Source organism: Pseudoxanthomonas sp. CCNWLW251, assembly GCF_037402255.1.
Lineage (GTDB): Bacteria > Pseudomonadota > Gammaproteobacteria > Xanthomonadales > Xanthomonadaceae > Pseudoxanthomonas_A.
This window is the reverse complement of the sequence record NZ_JBBEGA010000001.1, coordinates 989,276-1,010,727: the sequence shown is the minus strand read 5'-3', so window position 1 is coordinate 1,010,727 and position 21,452 is coordinate 989,276. Positions and strand designations below refer to the sequence as shown.

The window sequence follows — 21,452 nt, the reverse complement described above, 5'->3', positions numbered from 1 at the left end:
CGGACGCCGCGGGGCTTTTTCTTGCGTCCGGCTTTCCTTCCCGTCGTTCCACGGGGAGAGGGGATCTGCGCACGGGGAGAGGGCCATGAGTTCCAGGCTGAACAATCGCCGGCGGAAAATGCCGTGCAGCTCTAAACCCCTGCGTTCCCGGCTGCATCCCAGTCAGTATGCTGAATGCCGTGATCGAACCTTTCGCTGACAGCCTCGCCCCGGAGGCCTCCGCCGCCCAGGACACCGCACTGGCCCGTTCGGCTGCGGGTGGCGACATGCGGGCGTTCGAGGCGCTCTACCGCCGCCATGCGGGCCGCGTGCATGGCGTCATCCAGCGGCTGGTGGGCGGGCAGGGCGTGCGGGCGGAAGACCTGACGCAGGAAGCGTTCGTGCGGGCGTGGCAGGCATTGCCGGCGTTCCGCTTCGAGAGTGCTTTCTCCACCTGGCTGCATCGCCTGGCGGTGACCACCGCGCTGATGGAACTGCGCAGCCGCCGCAGCGGTCCCCGCTTCGATGACGACGAGGACGCGCTGGACGACCTGGGCATGGCGGACAGCGCGGGCCATGGCACGGCGCTGTCGCTGGACCTGGAGCGCGCCGTCGCCACCCTGCCGCCACGGGCGCGGGCCGTGCTGGTGCTGTACGACGTGGAAGGCTGGAAGCACGAGGAGATCGCCACCGAGCTGGGCATGGCGGTCGGAAGTTCAAAAGCACAGTTGCACCGGGCGCGGCACCTGCTGCGCGAGCGTTTAGGAGGACACGCATGACCCCCCACGATCCCACCCCGCTTTCAGACGACGCGCTGCGCTGGCAGCTGCGCGCACTGCGGCAGGACACGCCGCCCTCGCGCGATCTGTGGCCGGACCTGGCCGCGCGCCTGGCCGCCACGCCGCAGCAGGCCGTGGCACCGCCACGCCGCCGCATGGCGCCCTTTGCCCTGGCCGCGTCGGTGCTGCTGGCGGTCACGGTGACCTGGCAACTGCAGAAAGCGCCGGAAGGCGATGCGCTGATCCAGCGCGAAGCCGCCGCGCTGACCCGCGATTACACCGGTGCACTGGCGCAACTGGACACGCAGGTGCAGACCGTACCCGAGATCGCCCCCGCGCTGCATGCGCTGGACGAGAGCGCCGCGCAGATCCGCCACGCCATCGCCACCGAACCCAACGCGCACTTCCTGTTGAACCAGTTGCGCCGCACCTATGCACGACGCCTCGCGCTGACCCAGCGCGCGGCCATGACCTGAGGAGTTACCCATGCGTACCACCATCGCTTTCTCGCTGCTGCTGGGCAGCGCACTGCTGGCGCCCGCGGCGCTGGCGCAGACCGCCATCAACGAAACCCGGCCGCTGGACGCCCGTGGCCGGGTGGACATCAGCAACCTCAAGGGCCGCATCGAAGTGCGCGGCTGGGAGCGCGACGAGGTGAAGATCACCGGCACCCTGGGCAAGGGCGTGGAGCGCCTGGAGGTGGACGGCGGTGGCCCGCACCTGAGCGTGGAAGTGCGCTACCCGAAGAGCAGCGGCTGGGGTGGCAACCAGACCGGACCGACCGACCTGGTGCTGATGGTGCCGTTGCGCGCCGACCTGGACATCGAGTCGGTCGCGGCCGACGTGTACGTGACCGGCGTTGCCTCGGGCGAACTTTCCATCAGCAGTGTCAGTGGCAGCGTGGCCGCCGCCGCCGCACCGCAGAAAGCGGACATCGAAACCGTCAGCGGCAGCGCCCACCTGACCCTCAACAGCGCGGACGTGGACGTGCAGACCGTCAGCGGCAACATCGTGCTGCGCGGACGGCTCAATGGCGACATCAGCACCGAGACGGTGTCCGGCCGCATCGAAGTCGCCGTCACCGGCGAAGAGATCCGCGATCTCAGCGCGAGCACCGTCAGCGGCACGGCGCATGTCAGTACGGCGCTGGCGCCCGGTGGCGAGATCAGCATGGAATCGGTCAGCGGCGACCTGCTGCTGCGCCTGCCGAAGGATGTGTCCGCGCAGGTCAGTGGCGAGAGCTTCAGCGGCAGCCTGAAGGCCACGGGCGTGGACATCGAGAAGCGCCGCGGCCCGGGCGCCAGTTTCTCCACCCGCTACGGCAGCGGCAGTGCCCGCGTCACGGTGGAGACGTTCTCGGGCAGCGCGGAAGTGCGCGTGGAGTAAGTCGGCCGCACGGACGCGCGCCGCATCTCCCGTATCATCGGGACGGGTTTCCGGTGATACAGAGGCAGGCATGACGAGTGCGGCATTCCACGTCCAGCAGGCGCGACGCCACCTGGCAACCGGCAATGCCGCACACGCGCTGTCCGCGGCCGGGCAGGGGCTGGAAGTACATCCGCATGACCCGGACCTGCAATGGGTGGCCGCGCTCAGCCTGGTGGCACTGCAGCAACCTGCCGCCGCAGCCCGCCAACTTGAAGCGCTGGTGCACGCCCAGCCCGACCATGGCGATGCCTGGCTGAAACTGGGAGCCTGCCTGAAACGGCTGGACGATCCGGTGGCCGCCACTGCAGCGCTGCGGCGGGGCCTGGCGCTCATGCCGGAGGCGGCGCCGGCGCGGCTGCAACTGGCCGAATGCCTGCAGCAGGGAGATCCGGATGCGGCGCTGGTGGAGTACTTCCGGGCCGTGACCACGGCGCAGGCACAGGGGCGCTGGCTCAATGATGCGACCACCGCGCCCGAGCTGCGGGAGCGGGTGAAGACCGCCATGCGGCTGATCGATGAAGGCCGGCACCGCCTGTTCTTCTCGGCCATCGCGCCACTGCAGCAACAGCACGGCGCACAGGCGCTGTCGCGGGTCACGCGCGCGCTGGAAGCCTATCTGGGCATCGCGCCGGGCGGCAGCCCGGACCCGCGCCAACGCCCCACGTTCCTGTACATCCCCGACCTGCAGCCCGAGCCCTATTTCGAGCGTGCATTGTTCCCGTGGTACGAAGCGCTGGAGCAGGCAACGGATGCGATCCGTGCCGAACTGCAGCAGGTGCTGCAGGCGCGCGACGGATTGCAGCCCTTCCTCGATTTCAGTGGCACTGCACGCAAGGATGATTTCCTGGCGAGCCGGCAGGACATCGACGCGGCCGCGTGGGATGCGTATTTCTTCCATCGCCATGGGCAGGCCTATCCCGAACACCTGGCTGCGTGTCCCGCCACCGCCCGGGCGCTGGCGCAGGTGCCGCTGACGCGCATCGACGCGCACGCGCCGGAGGTGCTGTTCTCGCTGTTGTCACCGGGGACCCTGATCAAGCCGCACCATGGGGTGACCAACAGCCGCGTGGTCACCCACCTGCCGCTGATCGTGCCCGCGGACTGCGCGCTGGAGGTGGGCGGGGTGCAGCACGACTGGCAGGAAGGACGCTGCGTGACCTTCGACGACTCCTACCTGCACCAGGCCTGGAACCACAGCAGCCAATTGCGCGTGGTGATGATCCTGGACACCTGGCATCCGCGCCTCAGGCCCGAGGAAACCCAGGCGCTGAAACAGCTGGTGGAGGTCATCGGCGGATTCAACAGGCAGGCGGGCCTGGGCTGATCGCTGCCTTACTCGTGCGTGTGCTCGGGGCTGCCGGGCTTGTCGAACAGCAGGTAGGTCGAAAGGATGTACTTGTCGTTCGAAACCGGCGCGTTGCCCACGTGCTGGAACATCCAGTACGGCGGAAACACCAGCAGCCGTCCCGCGCGTGGCTGCACGTCGACCCCCAGGTCCATGAAGCGGGTGCTGCCGCCTTCCTGCACGTCGTTGAGGTACCACAGGAACACCATGTAGCGCCCCGCGACCTCGTCGACGGAATCGAAATGCGGCTGGAAGCCTTCGCCTGCATTGGCGCGGTACTTCTTCATCGTCAGCCGGTCGATGCGCGGGCGCAGCGGTACGGGCAGGGTCAGCGACAGGTCTGCGTTGTAGCGTGCCAGGGCTTCCTCGATGCGGGTCATGAAGAACCCGACGAAGGCGGGATCGGCCAGGCGGGTGAGATTCAACTCGGTCCAGCGGCTGTCGTCCAGCGCCGGCCGGTAGCCACGCCCGTTGGGCGCCTGGAATTGCGTGGAAGACTCGAAGCCGTCGATCAGCTGCCGACAGAACGCCGCCGGCAGTGCGTCGTCGTAGATGCGGATGTAGTCGGCCAGCGCTTTCATGGGGTCATCGTACGGTGAGGTCGTAGCCCCAGTGGTCGGCCACGGGTTGCAGGATGGGCAGCGCGGGCACCAGCCAGCGCGAATAGGGTTGCCAGCGGCCGACGGCGCGCGCATTGACCGGCTCCACCACCTGCGAATAGCTGGGCGTGCTGATGTAACCCTTGCGCGCGGCGTGCTGGCTGAACTGCGCGAGGAAGTCGCGGTCCTGGATGCCCAGGAAGCTGCCGATGCGTTCCACCTGCGCGGGGAAATCGCCGACGGTGTCCTCGTAGCGCAGCACCAGCGTGTCGGGTGCCAGCAATGCCTGGTGATGGATCCAGAACTTCATCGCATTGACGTAGCTTTTCGCCAGCCGCTCCAGGCTGGAGCACAGCACCATGAAGGCGGGTGAGCGGAAATTCTGCATGTAGCAGCTGAGCAGCACGTCGCAGGGGTGGCGCAGTGCCAGGATGATCTTTGCATTGGGGAACAGGCGCAGGATCATCGGCAGGCGCAGCATGTTGAGCGGGTTCTTGTCGACCAGCTGTTGCCCGGGCTGCAGGGTGATGACCTTGGCGACTTCGGACCAGTACACGGCGCGCAGCTCGTCGGCGGCCGCACCATCGAGCATGTCCAGTCCATGCGGATACTCGACGCCACGCGCTTCCATCCGCTCGATGCAGCGCTGCAGCGTGGCGCGTTCGTCCATCGAGGCGTAGTGCGGGTGGGCGTCCAGCATCTGTTCCAGCATGGTGGTGCCGGAGCGCGGAAAGCCGACGATGAAGACGGGGGAGTCACCCGCTGACGGCGCGCGGGGGTCGTGGCGGAACGCGCCTTCGTCCGCAGTCAGCCATTTGCTGGACACCTTGAGCGGCTCGGCACCGGAATGCGCGATCTCCGGCACGACGTCAGCAGCAAGCCGGAACTGGATGGCGTGGACCTTCTCAAGGCAGGACATCGCATCGGCTGGTCGCCCCTGCTTGTCCGCAATGCTGGCGAGCGTGAACAAGGCAGTGGTCTCGGCCTGCACGTGCGGCGTACGGTCCAGGATTGCATTCGATGCAGCCAGTGCCTGCGCGTAGTTCTTGTCGCGCATGGCGATGGCCGCCTGCAGTTGCAGCAGGTCGATGCGTTCGTGCAGGTTCAGCGATTCAACACGATGTTCGAGTTGCGAGACCAATTCCCTGGCGCGACCGATGCGGTTGGTGCGTTCGAGCAACTGGGCGAGCCGCACGATCGTGCCGACGCTGTCGGGTTCGGCGGACAACAGCAGCCGTTCGGCATCGTCGGTCCGTCCGACCTGCATCAGGACCGTGGCAAGTTCGTGTTTGAGATCCGGCGGCAGGGCGAGCCATTCGCTTTCGCATGGGATCAACGCCGCCGCACGTTGCGCGTCGCCGCATTCGAAACAGGCAAGTGCGGCGTTGATGCGGGCTTCCGCCGAGCCGGGCGCCAAGTCCACCGCGTCGAGGAAACGATGCCTTGCCTCCCCCAGTCGCCCCATTTCCAACAGCAACAGGCCGTGATCGATGAGCAAGGATACGCGGCCCGGGTCGATCGCCACTGCACGCTGGTATGCGTGATCCGCCTTCTGGTAGTCACCCGCCATGCGTGCGGCAGCGCCGAGGTTGGCCCAATGCGCGAGCACCCCCGGATGCCTGGCCGCCATGCGTTCGTATGCCGCAACCGCGCCGGGGAACTGCCCCTGTGCCTGCAGGACCATGCCCATGAGCGTCCACAGCGACGGATCCTCCGGCTGGTCCTCCAGGGCGGCCCGGCACAACGTCAGTGCGACCGCGTAGCGCCCGGACTCGTAGGCGTCAACGATGCTGGCGATGGAGCTGCGATTCATCCCGGAAGTATCGCAAACCGGGAAAGAAAAAGCCGCGCGGGGACACCGCGCGGCTCAAGTACACGAAAGTGCAATCTAGACTCAGAAGTTCATCGTATAGCGGGCCCACAGGTAGCGGCCGACCGTATCGAACGTGTTGACGTCGGTGTTCGCATTGAGCACGTTGTTCTGGTACATCATCTGCGGCTGCTTGTCGAACACGTTGTCGAGGCCGACCTCGACCTTGGAGTTCCACCACGGCAGGTTGTAGCTGGCGCTGATGGCGTGGGTCAGGTAGTCGTCGAAGTCCACCGAGTAGCAGTACTCGGGGCTGTCGGCGCTGCAACCGCCGTCCGCACTGGCGATCTCGAAGCCGCTGACGTAACGCGTGCGCCAGGAAACGCCGAAGTCACCCTTCTGCCAGTTGACGAAGGTACGGGCGCGGACGCGCGAGTAGTTGCCGTACGACTTGTTGTACGTACCGGCGAGGCTCACGACCGTATCGGTGTCATCCAGCGGGTTCACGTCATTGTCGTACTGCGCGATGTACGTCGCGTCCATGCCGAGCACCCAGCTGCCCCACGCGGTGTCGGGCAGGCGGTAGCGCAGCGCCAGGTCCCAGCCCTTCGTGTCCAGGCGGCCAAGGTTCACGATCGGCTCACGGATGAAGTCGACCTGGCCATTGGAACGGCGATTGATGAAGTCGCAGAACGGGTGGCTGTCGTTGCTGAAGCAGGTGTTCACCACGGTCTGCGCGTCAGCGCGGGTGATGGTCTCGTTGAGGTAGAGGCGCCAGTAGTCCAGGCTGACCGAGAAGCCCGGCAGGAACTCCGGATCGTAGACCGCGCCCCAGGAGAACGACTTGCCTTCTTCCGGCTGCAGGTCGAAGCCGGCGGCCACGGAGCCGGACCACACGCCGTTGGTCTGGGACGTCGGGGCAGCACCGATACCGGTGGTGGGGATGTTGGTCGCGCCGGCACCCGCACCACACGCGTTCTCGTGGTTGCGCGGTGCGCCGGTGGCGCCGTAGCCCTGGCAGGGGTCGTCCAGCTGCGGAGAGTCGCCCTGCGGACCGGCGTACAGATCCTGGATGCGCGGCGCACGGAAGACTTCGGCCACCGTGCCGCGGAACAGCAGGTTCTCGATCGGACGCCATTCCACCTGCAGCTTGCTGTTGGTGGTGTCGCCGAAGGTGCTGTAGTCGGAGTAGCGGCTACCGATGCTGACCGACAGCAGGTGCGCGAACGGCATCTCCGAAAGGATCGGGACGTACAGTTCGCCGTACACTTCGGACACATCGAACTTGCCGGACAGTGCCGAGCTACAGGCTTCCTGCGAGATGAAGCAGCGACCTTCCTCGTTGGCGATGGCGATGTAGTCGACTTCGCTGCGCTGGTATTCCTCGCGCCACGAAGCACCAAAGGCCAGCTGCACGGCGCCGGCCGGCAGGTTGAACAACTCGCCACTCGCGTTGGCTTCGAAGCTGCGGTTCTGGCGCATGGTCGAGTAGTACGGACGTGCTTCGTACTGGCTCAGCGTCGCGATGGTCTGCGGGTCATCGATGTTGAAGATGTTCAGCGGCGTGCAGCCGGCGATGATGGCGCCCGGGGCGCCGCACTTGACCACGCCGTCGGTGTCAAGGAACGACGGACCCAGTGCATCGGCCAGGCCCGCGTAGTACACGTAGCCGTAGCTGGTGTTCTCGCTCAGGTAGTGGCCATAGTTGAACGCGGCGTCCCACTTCCAGGTTTCGCCGACGAAGCCTTCCAGGCCTGCGACGACCTGCGAGGTGGTGGTGTCGTAGTAAGAGCGACGCTGGCCCAGCGAAGTGAAGCGCGTCAGGAACAGGTTGTCATCGGTGGCGCTGACCGGCCCGAAGTTCACACCGAACGGGTTGTAGTAGTTGTCGGCGGAGATGACAACGCCGTCGGACGAGGTGTCGAACGGCAGCGCGGCGATCGCGAAGTTCGACGACGTCTTGTTGTGGTAGACCTCGGCAAATGCGTTCAGGTTGTCCGTGATCTGGTAGTTCGCCAGGAAGAACGCATTGGTGCGCTCCTGCGGCGTCATGATCAGGTTGGTGGCCTGGTAGTTGTACGAGTCGGTCGAGCCCGTGTAGCAGCGGTAATCGTCGGTGGTGTCGCCGGCAGCACCGGGGATGCGGGTGACGTTGTCGCAGCCGTACTGTGCGATCAGCGGGCTGCCTTCCGGGAAGAAGATGCGACCACGCGGAGCGCGGCTCGAACCGGCGATGGAGACCGCACCGCTGTACAGGTAGGTCGCATCCTTCGAGAAATCACGGTCAGCCGAAGAGATGCCATCGAACTTGTTGTAGTTCAGGCCGGCGATGATGTTGCCCTTCTCGCCCACCTGGCCGAAGGTCACCGAACCGCCGCTGCGCTGGCCGTCCTGGTGGCTGGGGGTCATGCCGAAGTCGACCGATGCGGTCAGGCCTTCGAAATCGCGGCGCAGGATGAAGTTGACCACGCCTGCGACGGCATCGGAGCCGTACACCGCCGAGGCGCCGCTCATCAGCACTTCGATGCGCTCGACGGCCGAGGACGGAATGGAGTTGAGGTCGTTGTTGACGATGCGGCGGCCGTTGACCAGCAGCAGGGTGCGCTCGGAACCCAGACCGCGCAGTTCCACGGTGGACGAGCCGTCGCCACCGCCATTGTTGACCTGCGGGTTGGTGGCGGCGCCGGAAACGGCGGGCAGTTCCTGGATCAGATCGCCCAGCGTCAGCTTGCCGGTCTGTTCGATGGCGGCGCGGTCGATGATCACGACCGGGCTGGCGGTCTCGGTTTCAACGCGGGCAACGCGCGAACCGGTGACCTGGATGGCGTCCAGGGTCTTGGCGCCTTCGGTGGTGGATTCCTGTGCGAACGCGAGGCCGGTGCCGGCAGCGCTGGTCGCACCCACTGCGAGGACGAAGCCGATGGCTTCGCGCAGCTTGGTGGTCTTGAAGTTCATTCTCTCTCCAGATGAGGTCTGTTACGCCCTAGGGATACCCGGCTGGCAAGCCAAATACGGCTACCAAAATGCTGGGGTGACCCGATCATAGACGCGCGGCCGGGAGAATTAAAGAGTCGTTAAGGCGCTTTGGCAGGCCCGGGCGGGAGAAATTTCCATTTCCCTCTATTCATGCGCGTGATGAACGGGTGAAAGCCCCAGATTCGGCGGGGATCAGGTGGGGATGACGTCGAACGCCAGGCTGATGCGCGCGGTGGGGCCGCTGTAGGGGACGGTGTGGTGGAAGAAGTACGAAGGGAAAAGCAGCACTTCACCCGTGCGGGGAACGTGCTGGAGGCTGCGGGGAGGCACGCTCCGGGCAAACTCGGGCTGCGGATGCCCGAACACGATGGCACCACTGTCCGTCGCCGTGGGCTGGCCCGCATCCAGATAGAAGACGCCACTCATCCAGCCAGCCGGATGGATATGGGGCGTCTGGTGGCCTCCTTCGTGCAGAACGGTGGCCCACATCTGCAAGCGCCAGCGCCGGGGCATGGCAAGCCGCCAGGGATGCGTTGCCAGCCCGGGATTGGCGGCCAGTGCCGCCATCTGGCGGGTAACCCCTTCGGACACCGCCTCGCCAAGCGCATGGAAGGGAGACCCTTCCGTCAGGTCGAGCATGATGCTCTGCTGGCCGCGCACCGTTGAACGGCCGGCCGGCTCCCAGTTGAGCTCGGGATGGGATTCGACGGCCACGCGCAATCCGTCCCGTGCGGTCTTGGGAAGGGTGTCGAGAGTCGTCACGCCGAGCAATGCGGCGAAGTCCATCAGCGCATCCACCTCGTCGTGGCGGCCAAGCTCGTTGGCTGCGATGTACAGGCCTGCCAGGGCGGTCTGGTCTCCCGGTGCCAGCGCGAGTGCGCGCTCGAATCGCCGGTAGGCCGCGTCGGGCTGGCGTCCCCGCAGAAGACACAGGGCGTGGTTGGTCAGGAACTCGGGATTGGACGACGTTGCGGGTTCGAGCCGCGAATAGAGCTGCAGCGCAGACGGAACATCTCCCGCGCCATCGTAGGCGCTGGCCAGCGCGTGCAGGATCGCCGGTTGTCCGGGCGAACGCAGTTCCGCGGCGCGCAGTGCGTGGATGGCGTCGGCCGCATCGCCCTTCCGCAGCAGCAGGATGCCCATGTTGACCCAGGCATCCACCATGTCGGGTTGTAGTTGCGTGGCGTGCCGGAAATCGTCCAGGGCCTCGCCGAGCCGGTGCAGGCCGAGGTGGGCCAGCGCACGCTGGAAGTAGGCCGGCGCGAAGCCGGGCGACGCCGAAATGAAGTGGTCGAAATCCGCGCAGGCCTGTGCCGGCTCGCTCAATCCCATGAGGACCAGACCGCGCTGGAAGTACCAGTCATCGTGTCCCGGTGCCTGCGCGATGGCGCGATCCAGCACCTCCCGCGCGGCGGCAAGGTTGCCCACCTGGTAGTGCACGCCGGCCAGTTCGCTGGCAACGGGAGCCCCCGCTTCCAGGCACAGGCGGTAAAGCCGGATCGCTTCACCGGTCTGGCCCTGTTGCAACGCCGCGCGTGCCCGGGAAATCAGTTCTTCGATGGAGGAATGTTCGTTCGTCATCTCGTGGTTACCGGTTGGACCCTGCCGAACGGAGGGAATGGTCCGTCAGGCGAGGATGCCTTTCTCCCGGAGCATCCGCTCGCAGGTCGCTTCTATTCCCGCTGCCGAGCGCCTTGCGTCGAACAGGACGCCTTCCCGCACGGCCGTCGCGACGCGATGGCGCAGCGCTTCCAGTTCGTCGGGATGGTTCGCGAGCCAGGCGGCCCGCTCCACATACTCGGTGGTATCCGCCACCACGAGTTCTTCCAGCCCGAGGGCCCGGTTGACACTGACACCAAGGCGTGAGGGTGGGGTCTGCCCGGCGCGGCAGAGTACGGGCAGTCCGCTGGCGACCGCATCGAGTGTGGTGGCGCCACCTTGATAGCGGAAGGCGTCGAGCATCAGGTCGCAGCTCGCCGCCCGGTCGGCCTGCTCTTCCGGTGCAAGGGCGTCGACCACCATGAGCCTGGATGGATCACCTCCGATGGCGCTCCATTGCCTGAGAAAGCCCGGCCGGGCCGCAGGAGGCAGATACACCATCAGCGTGGCCCGCGGCGCCAGCCTCATGATCTCGAGCCATGCCGCCACCAGCGCTGCGTCCAGCTTGTAGCTGTTGTTGAAGCTGGCAAGAACCGGGCTTCCCTCCGCCGGCAGGCCGAAACGTTCGCGCTGTCTGCGACCGCCAACCCGCGGGGGAGGAGGGAAGACGCTTACCGGAAGGCGGACGACACGGTCGTCGAAGGGCCAGGCCTGCGTTGACGGTTGTACATGTTCATCGAGCAGGATGGCGTCCAGCCAGGGCGCCTGCTGGGCATGAAGGAAGCCAAGCCAGCCGAGTTGCAGGGCTGCGGGACGGGATGCCAGGATTTCCAGGCGTGCGCCCGTGGTAGGTCCGTTCAGATCGATCAGGACGTGGATGCCGTCCTGCCGGATACGCTCGACGACGCCAGCGACGCCCAGATCCCCGCACTCCACGTACATGTCGCTGCTCTCGCGGATCCGCGATGCCACCGCATCATCGTGCCGGCGGAGGGAATAGACGAAGACCTCGAATCGCTCCCGATCATGGAGGCGGAACACATCGTCCACCAGTTGCCCCACCGCGTGCATGCCCAGGTCTGCGGAGAGATAGCCGATCCGGATCCTGCCGCCGGCTGGAATGGGTTCCGGGGCTGCGGGCGCGAGTCGGACAAGGGCAGCCGTACGCGCGGAAACAGCCTCCATGTAGTGGTTCAGGGCGGCCTGGACCAACGCGCTCTCCAACGGGAGATACGTGAGCGGGAACGCCTCGAGAACGGGCTCGCGTGGAATGCCATCGGCGACCAGGCGCCGGAACCGCTCAAGCGTTTCATGTTCGCTCGAGAACTCGCAGAGTCGCGCTTCGGTCTGCGCCAGGCGAAGGAGGATGTCCGGACGGTCGGGATAGAGGCGGCACGCCTGCTGGTATCCACTGCGTGCGAACGCCAGGTTCCCCGACTGCTCGGCGCACATCGCGATGTTGTAGATCTCTCCCGGCTGTTCGGCCGAGGCTCTCGTGTAGGCGTGGATAGCCTCTTCCCAGCGTTGCTGCTGATGAAGGCTTTCCCCCAGGTAATGCCAGGCTTCGCCGAATCCCGGCGCAAGCGAAAGGGCGCGCCGCAACGACATCTCCGCGCGCGGATACTCGCCCGCCCGGACGTCGATGCTTCCCTTCAGCATCCAGGCCATCGCGTCATGCGGCAAACGCCGCGTGGCTTCGTCCGCCGCCTGCATCGCGTCTTCGACGGTGCCGCCCTCGCGCAGGCACGTGGCCAGCGCGAGCAGCACCTGGGCGTCGCCGGGGGCGAGGCGCCTGACATCCGTCAGTATCTTCGCCGCATCCTGGGTTCGCCCCGTCTGCATGAGCAGGAGCGCGTAGTCGAACAGGAGTGCGGCATTCGCAGGATCCGCCGCGAGGGCGCGTTCGTAGTGGATGCCCGCGGTGACGGCATCACCGGCCGCGTGTGAACGGCGCGCTTGCTCGGCGTCCGTCATGGCGAGACGACGAGGGTCCAGCCCATGCGGCTGCCAGCGGCCTGGTCGAGAGGGCGCAGGATGGATGATGCGTAACCTGCCTCAATGCACTGTTGATGCAGGCCCTCGAGTTCCCGCAGGTCCATGATGGCGCCGGCCAGGTGTTGCAGTCGCGTGCGTTCGTTTTCCAGGTCATCGCGTGCATTTGCAAGATACTGCAGCGCGTGCCATGGCGAACCTTGCGCCTGTTCCAGCGTGGCGTGCAGGTAGTGGAATGCCTTGCGCAGGATCGCCGCCTCGGGAAGCGCCGAGGCGGCGGCGACAAGCCGGGTGGACGCCGACTGGAAGGCCTGCTGGATCTGCGCGGTGCCTTGGCTCGAAGCCGGCGGCCCGGCCAGGCTCGAGACCCACTGATGCGCCAGGTCGAGGATCCTGGTTTCGTCGAACAAGAGGGCGCACGCTTCATGTTGCTGGCGCAGCGTCATGGAAATCAGCGAGTCCGAGCTATGCAGCAGGAACGCCGCCGTGCCCGCGTGCCCGATGATCCGGAAAATCTCCTGCAGCGCAGGTTCTCGCGTGCGTGAATATTCAAAGGCGTATTGGGACGTGACGAGCGCGACACTGCCCGCTTCGAAGGGCAGATCCTCCATGCGCGTGCGGGCATGGAAGGTGATCCCGTCGAATGACGTCGCACCGGATGCCCAGCGCGGAGGGTCGATATCCGCCGCATCCACACCATGGATATCGAAGTCGATGCCACGCTGCGCGGCATGCCGCTTTGCAAGCAGGGGCAATGCGCCGTTGCCGGTGCCGATGTCCACCACCCGCTGCCGTGCTTGGAGACCGTTGAAGCGGGCATTCCAGAATGCCGCGATCTCGCCGTCGTAGTTCCCTTCGATGGCGGTGGAACAGGAGTGCAGCACGCCGGCGCGCCAGAGCCTGCTCCAGGCATCGCTTTCGAGGGCCGCGGGTCCAGTCGGCATGGTGTGTTCGTGGCTCACGGCGCAGGCACGTTCTTCCAGCGGCACCAGGAATTCAGTGCAACGACGATCCGGGGACGCTCACCGGTGTAGGGGAACACTTCGTGCAGCAGGTAGGAAGGGAAGGCGATCATCTGGCCGGGCTTGTGGTTCAGCTGCCACGGGCCAATCCGGTAAGGGGTCTGCATGCGTTCGATGGATGGGTCGCGGTACATGTCGCAACCAGTCCGGGGATCGTGGAATCGTACGGCACCGCTTTCCGGTGCACTCGCATCGCCAGGATCAACGCAGTAGATGGCGGACCAGCTGGCGTTGGGATGGTTGTGCAGGCTCTGGAACCCGCCCTTCCTCGTGACATGGAACCAGGAATGCATGTCCAGGTTGATGTTGGCCATGTCTTCGTCGGACAGCTGGTTGATGCCCTGGATGAAGGTCTGCAACGACGCGCGCAGGAAACCGAAAAGTTCCTGGATAGCCTTCTCCGGGCGCTGGTGCAGGAAAAAGTGGCTCTCGAAGATGCCGTACTGGGTGTCCCGGCGTATGGGGTCGCGATGCTTGTCGCCCTGGCTTTCCAAGCGAAGGAACAACGAAGAGAGTTCAGCGTTGAGCCGCGAAGCGTCGGCGATCTGGCATTGCAGCATCGGCACCGCGTAGAGCGGAAAAACCTGTGCCTGGATGATGTTGTCCGTCATGCCGTCGCCCTCGGATATCTGGATTTCATGATGCCATGCCGGTGTTCCGGTGCATCGGGTGGACCGGAAAGCACGATGCCCCCGTTAGGGGGCATCGCGTGGACCCGATGGATTGAGTCCGGTTCACAGTCTCTGATCAGATCAGAAGTTCTGCTCGTACTTCATGTACATCATGCGGCCGTACATGTTGTGCAGGGTGTTGCTGTAGAACGGGAAGCCGAACAGCACGTTGCTCATCGGCGCATCCTTGTTGCCGACGTTGCGTGCGCCCACGGTGACTTTGGCCTTCCAGGGCAGCTGCACGCCAGCCTGGACGTCGACGGTGGTCCACGACGGCAGGAAGGCGGTAGTGCTTGAGTTGCCGCTGTCGCCGATGTAGTTGGTGATCACGCCGAAGCTGTAGATGCCGCCCGACCAGTTCAGTGCCAACTGGCCGCGGTCATCCGGGAAGCCCGCCGTGCCCGCCTGTTCAATGGTTCCCGCTCCCACAGGGGTGAAGTCGTACTCAAGCTGATGCGACCAGGCGAGCTTGGTGCTGAAGGAACCCCAGCTGTCGGTCTGGAAGCGCCAGTTGGCTTCGAGGTCGACGCCACGCGCCGTCTGGACTGCACCGTTGACGGTCGGGAGCATGATCAGATTGGCGGGGCCCGGCAACACGGCACCATTCGGGGCCGTGATCGAAGGGCCACGAGTCACGCCATACAGTGGCTCGCCGGCATCACCCAGGCGGAAGGCCAGGGCGCGCGGCACGGTGCCGATGACGTTCTCCAGTTCGACGTCATAGTAGTCCAGGGCGAACGACAGGTCGGCGCTCGGGCTCCACACCACGCCCAAGCCCCAGTTGGTCGACTCTTCCGGGGTCAGATCCGGATTGGAGGTGATCATCCAGGTGTATTGCGGGCTCGAGATGCAGGGGTTGACGGGGTAGGGCTGGTAGGTCGCGTTGCCGGGGGTGGCACGGACTGCGGTCAGCGCGGCGCAGGCCAGTTCGTCGCCGCCGGCATGCGTCGGGCTCAGCGTCGGGCCAGGGCCACTGTTGAGGTTGGTGCTGCGGTTGTCGCCGTACATGTCGACCAGGGTCGGGGCACGGAAGCCCTTGCCCCAGGTGCCACGGAACAGCAGTTCGTCGAACGGACGGAACTCCAGCGACACGCGCGGCGAGAACTTGCTGCCCAGGTCGTTGTAACTGTCATAGCGACCGGCCAGGGTCAGGTCCAGGCTCTCGAAGATCGGAACCAGGGTTTCGAAGTAGGCCGCGTAGTAGGCGCGCTCGCCGTCACCGCCCGCACCTGCCGATCCGAATACGTTGCCGGCCGCGCTCTGGGCGTCGTAGATCTGCGTGAAGCGGTCATCGCGATACTCGAAGCCCGTCACGAAGCCAACGGCACCGGCCGGCAGCTCGAACAGGTCGAAGCTGATATGGCCATCGCCGGTGACGGAGCGCATCTGGGATTCGACGAACACGGTGTGGCCGATACGACCCGCATTGGCGGCCACGCTCGGGTGGGTCGGATCGAACGGGTTGAACGAACCCGAGTCGATCAGCTGCTGCAGCGTGCTGCCGATACCGTAGTTGTAGTTGATGCTGTTCTGCGTGTTCAGGCCGTGACCAAGGCTCACTTCCCAGTCGGCGCCGCCAAACCAGTCGTTGCTGCCGTTGAGGCCGACCAAATACTCGCGCTGCTTGTCGTAGCGGATCGAATCGCGGGTGCCGAGGGGGGTGAAGCGGTAGAACAGCGTGCCCGCCTGGCCGAACGGATTGAACGGGTTGGTCGCCGAGATGGTCGGCAGGAAGCCGGCACCGCGGCCGCCGTTGTCGACGGGCGCCGAGGCATAGACGCCGAGGCTGCGGGTTTCCGAGTTCAGCGCACGGAAGAAGAACTGCGTGGCTTCGGTGAGGTTGTAGTTGCCGTTGACCAGCAGAGAGTTGCGGCGCAGCGAGGATTCATTGGCAGATGTGGCGCCATGGTCGAAGGCGCAGCGGGTCGGACTGATCCGGATGCTGTTTTCGAACTGGTCGCAGTTGGCGACGTTGCGGGTGCCGCTGCCGTTGGAGAACGTGGCCGACGAATTATAGGTACTCAGGCCGGCGGTCCACCACGCGGCAGGAATCTTGTCGCGGACGTCGCGGTTGTACATCATGTCGCGCTGCTGGTGGTCCAGCACGAAGGTGACGTTGCCGCGGTCGGACGAAATGCCGCCGGAGACGCTCAGCGTGTTGCCGTCTGGGCCGGCTTCGGACGAAGTCTCGTAGCTGGTCGTCAGGTTCAGGCCTTCATAATCCTTGCGCAGGATGATGTTGACCACGCCGCCGATGGCATCGGAACCGTACACGGCGCCTGCGCCTTCGCGCAGGATCTCGATGCGCTCGACCGCCGAGGTCGGGATCATGTTGATGTTGGCCGCACCGCCGGCCAGGGCGCCGGAATTGGTCATGCGACGGCCGTCGATCAGGACCAGCGTATAGGCCGAACCCAGACCGCGCAGGTTGATGGTCGCCTGGGAGCCGGTGGCGGAACCCGAGGACTCACGCACCGAGCCGAACGAGTTGTAGACGTTGTTGCGCAGGAAGTCGGAGACCGACAGTTCGCCCGCCGCTTCGATGTCCGCACGGGTGATCGTGGTGATCGGCGCTGCTGTTTCGATATCGGTGCGCTTGATGCGCGAACCCGTCACCTCGATGCGATTGAGGGTCGTGGTTTGATCGCTGCTGGCTTCCTGAGCGAAGGCAGCGCCCACGCCCGTGGCCGACACAGCACCGACCGCGAGCGCGAACGAAATCGCGTCACGAAGCTTCGTGGTTTTGCAGTTCATTTTTCTCTCTCTCCCGTAAGGGGTATCCCAAGGTGTCCCTCGAGGCGGTCAAAAGGGTGACCACGAAACGAGGGGGTGACCGGATACTAGTCGGCTTTTAACGGGAATTAAACCCGCGTGAAGATTGAGAGGGGAGAGACGTAAGTTTTGTTACGTTTTTGTGAGGTGGCGCACACAATTCAGCCGCCACGCGTGCCCGTATGGTGCTGGAGAGGGGCGAATCGGGGTTGTGCATACGCAAGCACAGGGCCGTACGCCCCCGAATGAGGCGAGCCGCAGAAGGTAGTGGCGGACTAGAGGTCCTGCTCGTACCGGACGTAAGGCACGGTGCCTTCGTCGGCGTTGTCGTTGGTCAACGAGAACGGATTCTTGCCGCGGGTGATGACGTTCTCGGCACCCACGGTGAGCTGTCCGCTCCACGGGGTACGCCAGGTCAGGCCCAGGCCCAGGCCCTCGAACTTGCCAGGCTGGCCAGGCACGTCGATGACGCGGCCGATGATGTTTGCGCTGAAGGGGCCGTAGCCGCCGCCGACGGTGAGGCTGCGGCTGTTCCATCGCTCCGCGAACGCCGGCAGGTCGGAAGCCGGTACCAAGGTGGCCTTGGCGACTGCGCCACCGATGGAGACGAAGCCCTCGCGACCGATGTTCTTCTGCCCGAACACGGCCAGATCGTTCTGTTCGACCCGACCCGTGCCACGGCCGGACGACAGCCATGCCGGCAGCGTGTCGCGGCCGGTGCCGGCCGAAAGACCGAGCTTGCCGCCCGGGCGGCTGAGGACGGCAGACGCGCTGATGCGCTGGCTGGACGTTGCCTCGTCCTCGTCGTCCAGGGTCGCCAGCATGCAGTGGCTCGCCAGGTTGCCGATGTTGCCAACCACCCCGGCCTTGCGATTGCAGACCAGCCCAAGCGCATCGCCGCTTTCCAGCCCGAATGCCGTGGTGAGTGAATTGCGGCCCATGCGCCAGCGGGCACCGGCCTCTGCCTGGCCCGTAGGCTCCAGCAACAGGACGGCCTCGACCTTGCCATCGTTGTTCCAGATGGGCAGGGCAGTGGCTTGGGCATCGGCGGCCGGCTTGCGCGTGTTCTTCTGTGCATGTGCGTCCACTGCCACGCCGGAGGCGAGCAGCAGGGCAAGCGACAGTGACAGGCTACGCAGGTTCATGGCTCGCTTCAGACTCCTAGGACGACCTGGAGTTCCCCTCCCGAAGGGGAACCGATGCTATGCCGTTTATGTTTCTTTAACAAGTCCCCGGGGCGTCCGGCTGATGACCGAACTACTGCAGGCGGTGCGGCGCCTCGACTTCGACCGGGTGCGGACTGAAAAGTTCCGCGATCTCCGAGGGCGTGAATCGATACTGTTGCCCACAGAACTCGCAACGGACTTCAGCCACCCCGTCGGCCAGTGCGGCCGTCGCCTCCTCCTCCCCCAACGACTGCAGCATGCTCTCAACCCGTTCGCGCGAACAAGAGCATCCGAACCGAACTGGGCGTTCGGTCAGTATTTGCGGGGCTTCCTCGTGGAACAGGCGGTGCAGCAGGTCCCGGGTGGGGACCGCCAGCAGTTCGGCTTCACCGAGGGTATCGAAGAGGGCGCCCGCCCGGTTCCAGCCGTCGACGTCGCCCTCGTCACCCGGCAGCTTCTGAAGCATCAGGCCGCAGGCGCGCTCGCCGTCAGCGGACAGCAGCAGTCGGGTAGGCAGTTGTTCGGACTGGCGGAAGTAGTCCTCGAAGGCTTCTGCCAGGCGGCTGGCCTGAAGCCCGACCAGGCTCTGGTAGCGCTGGGGTTCGCGGGGATCCAGTCCGGGATTCTCGATGGTGATGGCGAGCAGCGCGTCGTCGCCCAGGTCGCGCAGATCGCGCGGGGCATCCTGTTCTTCCGGCATCTGGACGATGCCGCGTACGGTGCCAGCCGCCGTGCACTCCGCGAACAGGGTACGCAGGGCGCCGCTGCTGCGGAGTTGGATGGACAACCGCCCATCCACCTTTGTGTGGCCGGTGAACAGCACTGCCGCAGCGCTGGCTTCACCCAGCAGTTCGCGGGCGGCCGGCGGATATGCATCCTGTCCGGCCACGGCCTGCCATGCATCGTCCAGGCGCACGGCCACGCCACGGACGCCGGCAGCGGGGAGCAGGAATCGGGTCAGGGTATCGGCGGTGGTGTCGGCGGTCACGGGAGATCCATACAGGGGAAGTGCGGTCGGGCGGAGCGTCTCGGCATAATGCGCCGTACGAATCCGCCAAGGGAAACGCCACGATGGGGGCAACCATGACCATCCTCAAGCTCGGGATGGCCCGATGAATGTGCCGACGGCCGCCAAGGCGCGGCGTCCGCGTCGTTGGTTCCGCTGGCTGCTCGCGCTGCCGTTCCTGTTCGCGGCCGCCAGCATCCTGCAGGTCGCGGTGCTGAGGTTCGTCGATCCGCCGTTCACCGCGTTCATGGCGGCCCGGATGTTCGAAGCCTGGGGGCAGGGGGAATGGGGCTTCCGCATTGCCTACGACTGGCGTGACATGGAGCGCATCGCCCCCAGCCTGCCGGTGTCGATGGTGGCGGCGGAAGACCAGAACTTCGCCGTCCATCGGGGGTTCGACCTGGCCGCCATCGAGAAGGCCCGCGCGCACAACCGCAAGATGGTCGAGCGTGCCGAAAAGCGCGGCCGGCCGGTGACGCGACTGCGTGGCGCCAGCACCATCAGCCAGCAGGTCGCCAAGAACCTGTTCCTGTGGCAAGGCCGTCATGCCGCCACCCGTTGGGCGCGGAAGGGGCTGGAGGCCTGGTACACGGTGTTGATCGAAATCCTGTGGCCGAAGCATCGCATCCTCGAGGTCTACGCGAACATCGCGGAATTCGGTGATGGCGTGTACGGCGGCCAGGCTGCGGCACGAAGCTACTGGGGCAAGGATGCGGCGCGCCTGACATCCGCCGAAAGCGCCCGCCTGGCCGCAGTGCTCCCGGCACCGCGCCGCTACAGCGCGCAGAAGCCCGGCCCCTACGTGCAACGCCAGGCACGACGCATCCAGCGGCAGGTCGGCCAGATTGGCGGGACGGCCTATCTGGAGACGTTGCGGTGAGCGGCGTGGCCACGTGGCAGGTCACCGTGGTGGTGGCTGCCTATAACGAAGCGTTATCGCTGCCGCTGCTGCATCCGCGCATCGTGGCGGCCCTGGATGCGATGCCGGAGGTGCGGGGGCGCGTGCTGTACGTGGACGACGGCAGCCGGGATGCCACATGGCCGGTGCTGCGCGCCCTGGCCGCAGCGGATTCCCGGGTCTCGGTGCTGCGGCTTTCACGCAACTTCGGCAAGGAAGCGGCGCTGACGGCGGGATTGGATCGCGTGGAAACCGGTGCGGCGCTGATCCTGGATGCCGATGGCCAGGACCCTCCGGAGCTGATTGGCGAATTCGTGCGCCAGTGGCAGGCCGGTTACGACAACGTGCACGGCACGCGGATCGCGCGCGACGGCGAGGGTTGGCTGAAGCGCGCCACGGCGCATGCGTTCTACCGCGTGATCGGCCGCTTGTCGAAGACACCCATCCCCGCCGACACCGGCGACTTCCGCCTGCTCTCGCCGCGTGCGCTTGCCGCATTGCGCGAACTGCGGGAACGGCACCGTTTCATGAAGGGGCTGTTCGGCTGGGTCGGATTCAACCAGGTGGCAGTGCCCTACCATCGCGAAGCACGGGTGGCCGGCAGCAGCAGCTTCGGTTTCTGGAAGCTGTGGAACTTCGCGCTGGAGGGCATCACCAGTTTCACCACCGCGCCGTTGAGGGTTGCGACGTACATCGGCGTGCTCACGGCACTGATGGCGTTCGCGTTCGCCATCTACATCGTGACCAAGGCGTTCCTGTTCGGGGATCCGGTCGCGGGTTGGCCGACCATGATGGTGGTCATCCTGTTCCTCGGCGGCACCCAACTGGTGGCGCTGGGACTGATCGGCGAATACCTGGGCCGTCTGTACGAGGAATCCAAGCAGCGTCCGCTGTACCTGGTCGACGCGTGGCAACCGGCGGCGGCAGGAGTATCCTTGCCCGTGCCAGATCGACCCGCTCCCCATTCCGGAGATCGCCATGCGCACGGTTCGTCAGTTGCTGGGGTCCAAGACCCCTGAAGTCTTTTCGGTTTCTCCCGATGCCTCCGTCCTCGATGCCATCAAGTTGATGGCGGAGAAGGGCGTGGGCGCGGTGCTCGCCATGCAGGGCGCGCGACTCTGCGGCATCGTGTCCGAGCGCGACTACGCGCGCAAGGTGGTGTTGCAGGGACGGTCTTCATCCAACACGCCGGTGCGCGACATCATGACCGCCAGGGTAGTGACGGTGCGTCCCGACGACAGTGTCGACCACTGCATGCAGATCGTCACCGAACATCGCATCCGCCATCTGCCGGTGGTGGAAGGCGAGGCGATCGTCGGCGTGATTTCCATCGGTGACCTGGTCAAGGCCGTGATCGAGGACCAGCAGGTCGAACTGGACCAGTTGCAGCGCTACATCGCCAGCTGAGGC

The 21,452-nt window shown here is 65.7% G+C and carries 17 protein-coding genes; 7 read left to right on the top strand and 10 right to left on the bottom strand.

Going from position 1 to position 21,452, the window contains the following annotated elements; all coding sequences use genetic code 11:
- Nucleotides 1-167: 167 nt before the first annotated feature.
- The 4 genes from WBN46_RS04820 (at nucleotide 168) to WBN46_RS04805 (ending at nucleotide 3,510) form a co-directional block, all read left to right on the top strand.
- A complete protein-coding gene (locus WBN46_RS04820; RefSeq protein ID WP_337730519.1) occupies nucleotides 168-758 on the top strand; it encodes a sigma-70 family RNA polymerase sigma factor in 591 nt (196 codons plus the stop codon).
- Nucleotides 755-1,234, top strand: a complete 480-nt coding sequence (locus WBN46_RS04815; protein ID WP_337730518.1) for a hypothetical protein — start codon at nucleotides 755-757, stop codon at nucleotides 1,232-1,234. The genes WBN46_RS04820 and WBN46_RS04815 overlap by 4 nt, the downstream gene beginning before the upstream one ends.
- Before the next feature lie 10 nt (nucleotides 1,235-1,244).
- The gene (locus tag WBN46_RS04810) at nucleotides 1,245-2,144 is read left to right on the top strand and encodes a DUF4097 family beta strand repeat-containing protein (protein WP_337730517.1); all 900 of its coding nucleotides are present in this window, start codon (nucleotides 1,245-1,247) and stop codon (nucleotides 2,142-2,144) included.
- A gap of 70 nt (nucleotides 2,145-2,214) precedes the next feature.
- Complete coding sequence (locus WBN46_RS04805) at nucleotides 2,215-3,510, top strand: aspartyl/asparaginyl beta-hydroxylase domain-containing protein (protein WP_337730516.1); 1,296 nt, start codon at nucleotides 2,215-2,217, stop codon at nucleotides 3,508-3,510.
- Between the two features lie 8 nt (nucleotides 3,511-3,518).
- On the opposite strand, the gene WBN46_RS04800 is transcribed toward WBN46_RS04805, so the two are convergent.
- The 10 genes from WBN46_RS04800 to WBN46_RS04755 all read right to left on the bottom strand — a co-directional run bounded on the left by WBN46_RS04800 (nucleotide 3,519) and on the right by WBN46_RS04755 (nucleotide 19,126).
- Nucleotides 3,519-4,112, bottom strand: coding sequence for a 2OG-Fe(II) oxygenase (locus tag WBN46_RS04800; RefSeq protein ID WP_337730515.1), 594 nt, complete (start codon nucleotides 4,110-4,112; stop codon nucleotides 3,519-3,521).
- A gap of 4 nt (nucleotides 4,113-4,116) precedes the next feature.
- The gene (locus tag WBN46_RS04795) at nucleotides 4,117-5,943 is read right to left on the bottom strand and encodes a sulfotransferase (RefSeq protein ID WP_337730514.1); all 1,827 of its coding nucleotides are present in this window, start codon (nucleotides 5,941-5,943) and stop codon (nucleotides 4,117-4,119) included.
- A gap of 81 nt (nucleotides 5,944-6,024) precedes the next feature.
- On the bottom strand, nucleotides 6,025-8,895 hold the full coding sequence (locus tag WBN46_RS04790) for a TonB-dependent receptor (RefSeq protein WP_337730513.1): 2,871 nt from the start codon (nucleotides 8,893-8,895) through the stop codon (nucleotides 6,025-6,027).
- Between the two features lie 213 nt (nucleotides 8,896-9,108).
- The gene (locus WBN46_RS04785; RefSeq protein WP_337730512.1) at nucleotides 9,109-10,497 is read right to left on the bottom strand and encodes a putative 2OG-Fe(II) oxygenase; all 1,389 of its coding nucleotides are present in this window, start codon (nucleotides 10,495-10,497) and stop codon (nucleotides 9,109-9,111) included.
- A gap of 45 nt (nucleotides 10,498-10,542) precedes the next feature.
- Nucleotides 10,543-12,489 carry a tetratricopeptide repeat protein gene (locus tag WBN46_RS04780; RefSeq protein WP_337730511.1) on the bottom strand — a complete coding sequence of 649 codons (1,947 nt, stop codon included), beginning with the start codon at nucleotides 12,487-12,489 and terminating at the stop codon, nucleotides 10,543-10,545.
- Nucleotides 12,486-13,496 carry a methyltransferase domain-containing protein gene (locus WBN46_RS04775; RefSeq protein WP_337730510.1) on the bottom strand — a complete coding sequence of 337 codons (1,011 nt, stop codon included), beginning with the start codon at nucleotides 13,494-13,496 and terminating at the stop codon, nucleotides 12,486-12,488. The genes WBN46_RS04780 and WBN46_RS04775 overlap by 4 nt, the downstream gene beginning before the upstream one ends.
- A complete protein-coding gene (locus WBN46_RS04770; protein WP_337730509.1) occupies nucleotides 13,466-14,140 on the bottom strand; it encodes a TIGR02466 family protein in 675 nt (224 codons plus the stop codon). The genes WBN46_RS04775 and WBN46_RS04770 overlap by 31 nt, the downstream gene beginning before the upstream one ends.
- A 141-nt stretch (nucleotides 14,141-14,281) precedes the next feature.
- Nucleotides 14,282-16,954, bottom strand: a complete 2,673-nt coding sequence (locus tag WBN46_RS04765; RefSeq protein ID WP_337730508.1) for a TonB-dependent receptor — start codon at nucleotides 16,952-16,954, stop codon at nucleotides 14,282-14,284.
- 293 nt (nucleotides 16,955-17,247) lie between these two features.
- On the bottom strand, nucleotides 17,248-18,111 hold the full coding sequence (locus WBN46_RS04760) for a hypothetical protein (protein ID WP_225590920.1): 864 nt from the start codon (nucleotides 18,109-18,111) through the stop codon (nucleotides 17,248-17,250).
- Nucleotides 18,112-18,229: 118 nt separating this feature from the next.
- Nucleotides 18,230-19,126, bottom strand: coding sequence for an Hsp33 family molecular chaperone HslO (locus WBN46_RS04755; protein ID WP_337730507.1), 897 nt, complete (start codon nucleotides 19,124-19,126; stop codon nucleotides 18,230-18,232).
- A 124-nt stretch (nucleotides 19,127-19,250) separates the two neighbouring features.
- Between WBN46_RS04755 and mtgA the strand changes: the two genes are divergently transcribed.
- From mtgA to WBN46_RS04740, 3 genes are read left to right on the top strand one after another with little or no spacing between them, the layout of a single operon-like run.
- Nucleotides 19,251-20,024, top strand: coding sequence for a monofunctional biosynthetic peptidoglycan transglycosylase (gene mtgA / locus WBN46_RS04750; RefSeq protein WP_337730506.1), 774 nt, complete (start codon nucleotides 19,251-19,253; stop codon nucleotides 20,022-20,024).
- 5 nt (nucleotides 20,025-20,029) lie between these two features.
- Nucleotides 20,030-21,061: a glycosyltransferase family 2 protein gene (locus tag WBN46_RS04745; protein WP_337730505.1), complete on the top strand. Its 1,032-nt coding sequence runs from the start codon at nucleotides 20,030-20,032 to the stop codon at nucleotides 21,059-21,061.
- Nucleotides 21,021-21,449, top strand: a complete 429-nt coding sequence (locus tag WBN46_RS04740) for a CBS domain-containing protein (protein ID WP_192200322.1) — start codon at nucleotides 21,021-21,023, stop codon at nucleotides 21,447-21,449. Before WBN46_RS04745 ends, WBN46_RS04740 begins: the two co-directional genes overlap by 41 nt.
- The last annotated feature ends 3 nt before the right edge of the window (nucleotides 21,450-21,452 follow it).

What these genes read in the sequence shown, in the direction of transcription:
- WBN46_RS04780 (WP_337730511.1), bottom strand. Translation starts at nt 12,489, where the DNA reads ATGACGGACGCCGAGCAAGCGCGCCGTTCACACGCGGCCGGTGATGCC.
- WBN46_RS04785 (WP_337730512.1), bottom strand. Translation starts at nt 10,497, where the DNA reads ATGACGAACGAACATTCCTCCATCGAAGAACTGATTTCCCGGGCACGC.
- WBN46_RS04795 (WP_337730514.1), bottom strand. Translation starts at nt 5,943, where the DNA reads ATGAATCGCAGCTCCATCGCCAGCATCGTTGACGCCTACGAGTCCGGG.
- WBN46_RS04815 (WP_337730518.1), top strand. Translation starts at nt 755, where the DNA reads ATGACCCCCCACGATCCCACCCCGCTTTCAGACGACGCGCTGCGCTGG.
- WBN46_RS04790 (WP_337730513.1), bottom strand. Translation starts at nt 8,895, where the DNA reads ATGAACTTCAAGACCACCAAGCTGCGCGAAGCCATCGGCTTCGTCCTC.
- WBN46_RS04805 (WP_337730516.1), top strand. Translation starts at nt 2,215, where the DNA reads ATGACGAGTGCGGCATTCCACGTCCAGCAGGCGCGACGCCACCTGGCA.
- WBN46_RS04800 (WP_337730515.1), bottom strand. Translation starts at nt 4,112, where the DNA reads ATGAAAGCGCTGGCCGACTACATCCGCATCTACGACGACGCACTGCCG.
- WBN46_RS04765 (WP_337730508.1), bottom strand. Translation starts at nt 16,954, where the DNA reads ATGAACTGCAAAACCACGAAGCTTCGTGACGCGATTTCGTTCGCGCTC.
- WBN46_RS04770 (WP_337730509.1), bottom strand. Translation starts at nt 14,140, where the DNA reads ATGACGGACAACATCATCCAGGCACAGGTTTTTCCGCTCTACGCGGTG.
- WBN46_RS04810 (WP_337730517.1), top strand. Translation starts at nt 1,245, where the DNA reads ATGCGTACCACCATCGCTTTCTCGCTGCTGCTGGGCAGCGCACTGCTG.
- WBN46_RS04740 (WP_192200322.1), top strand. Translation starts at nt 21,021, where the DNA reads ATGCGCACGGTTCGTCAGTTGCTGGGGTCCAAGACCCCTGAAGTCTTT.
- WBN46_RS04820 (WP_337730519.1), top strand. Translation starts at nt 168, where the DNA reads ATGCTGAATGCCGTGATCGAACCTTTCGCTGACAGCCTCGCCCCGGAG.
- mtgA (WP_337730506.1), top strand. Translation starts at nt 19,251, where the DNA reads ATGAATGTGCCGACGGCCGCCAAGGCGCGGCGTCCGCGTCGTTGGTTC.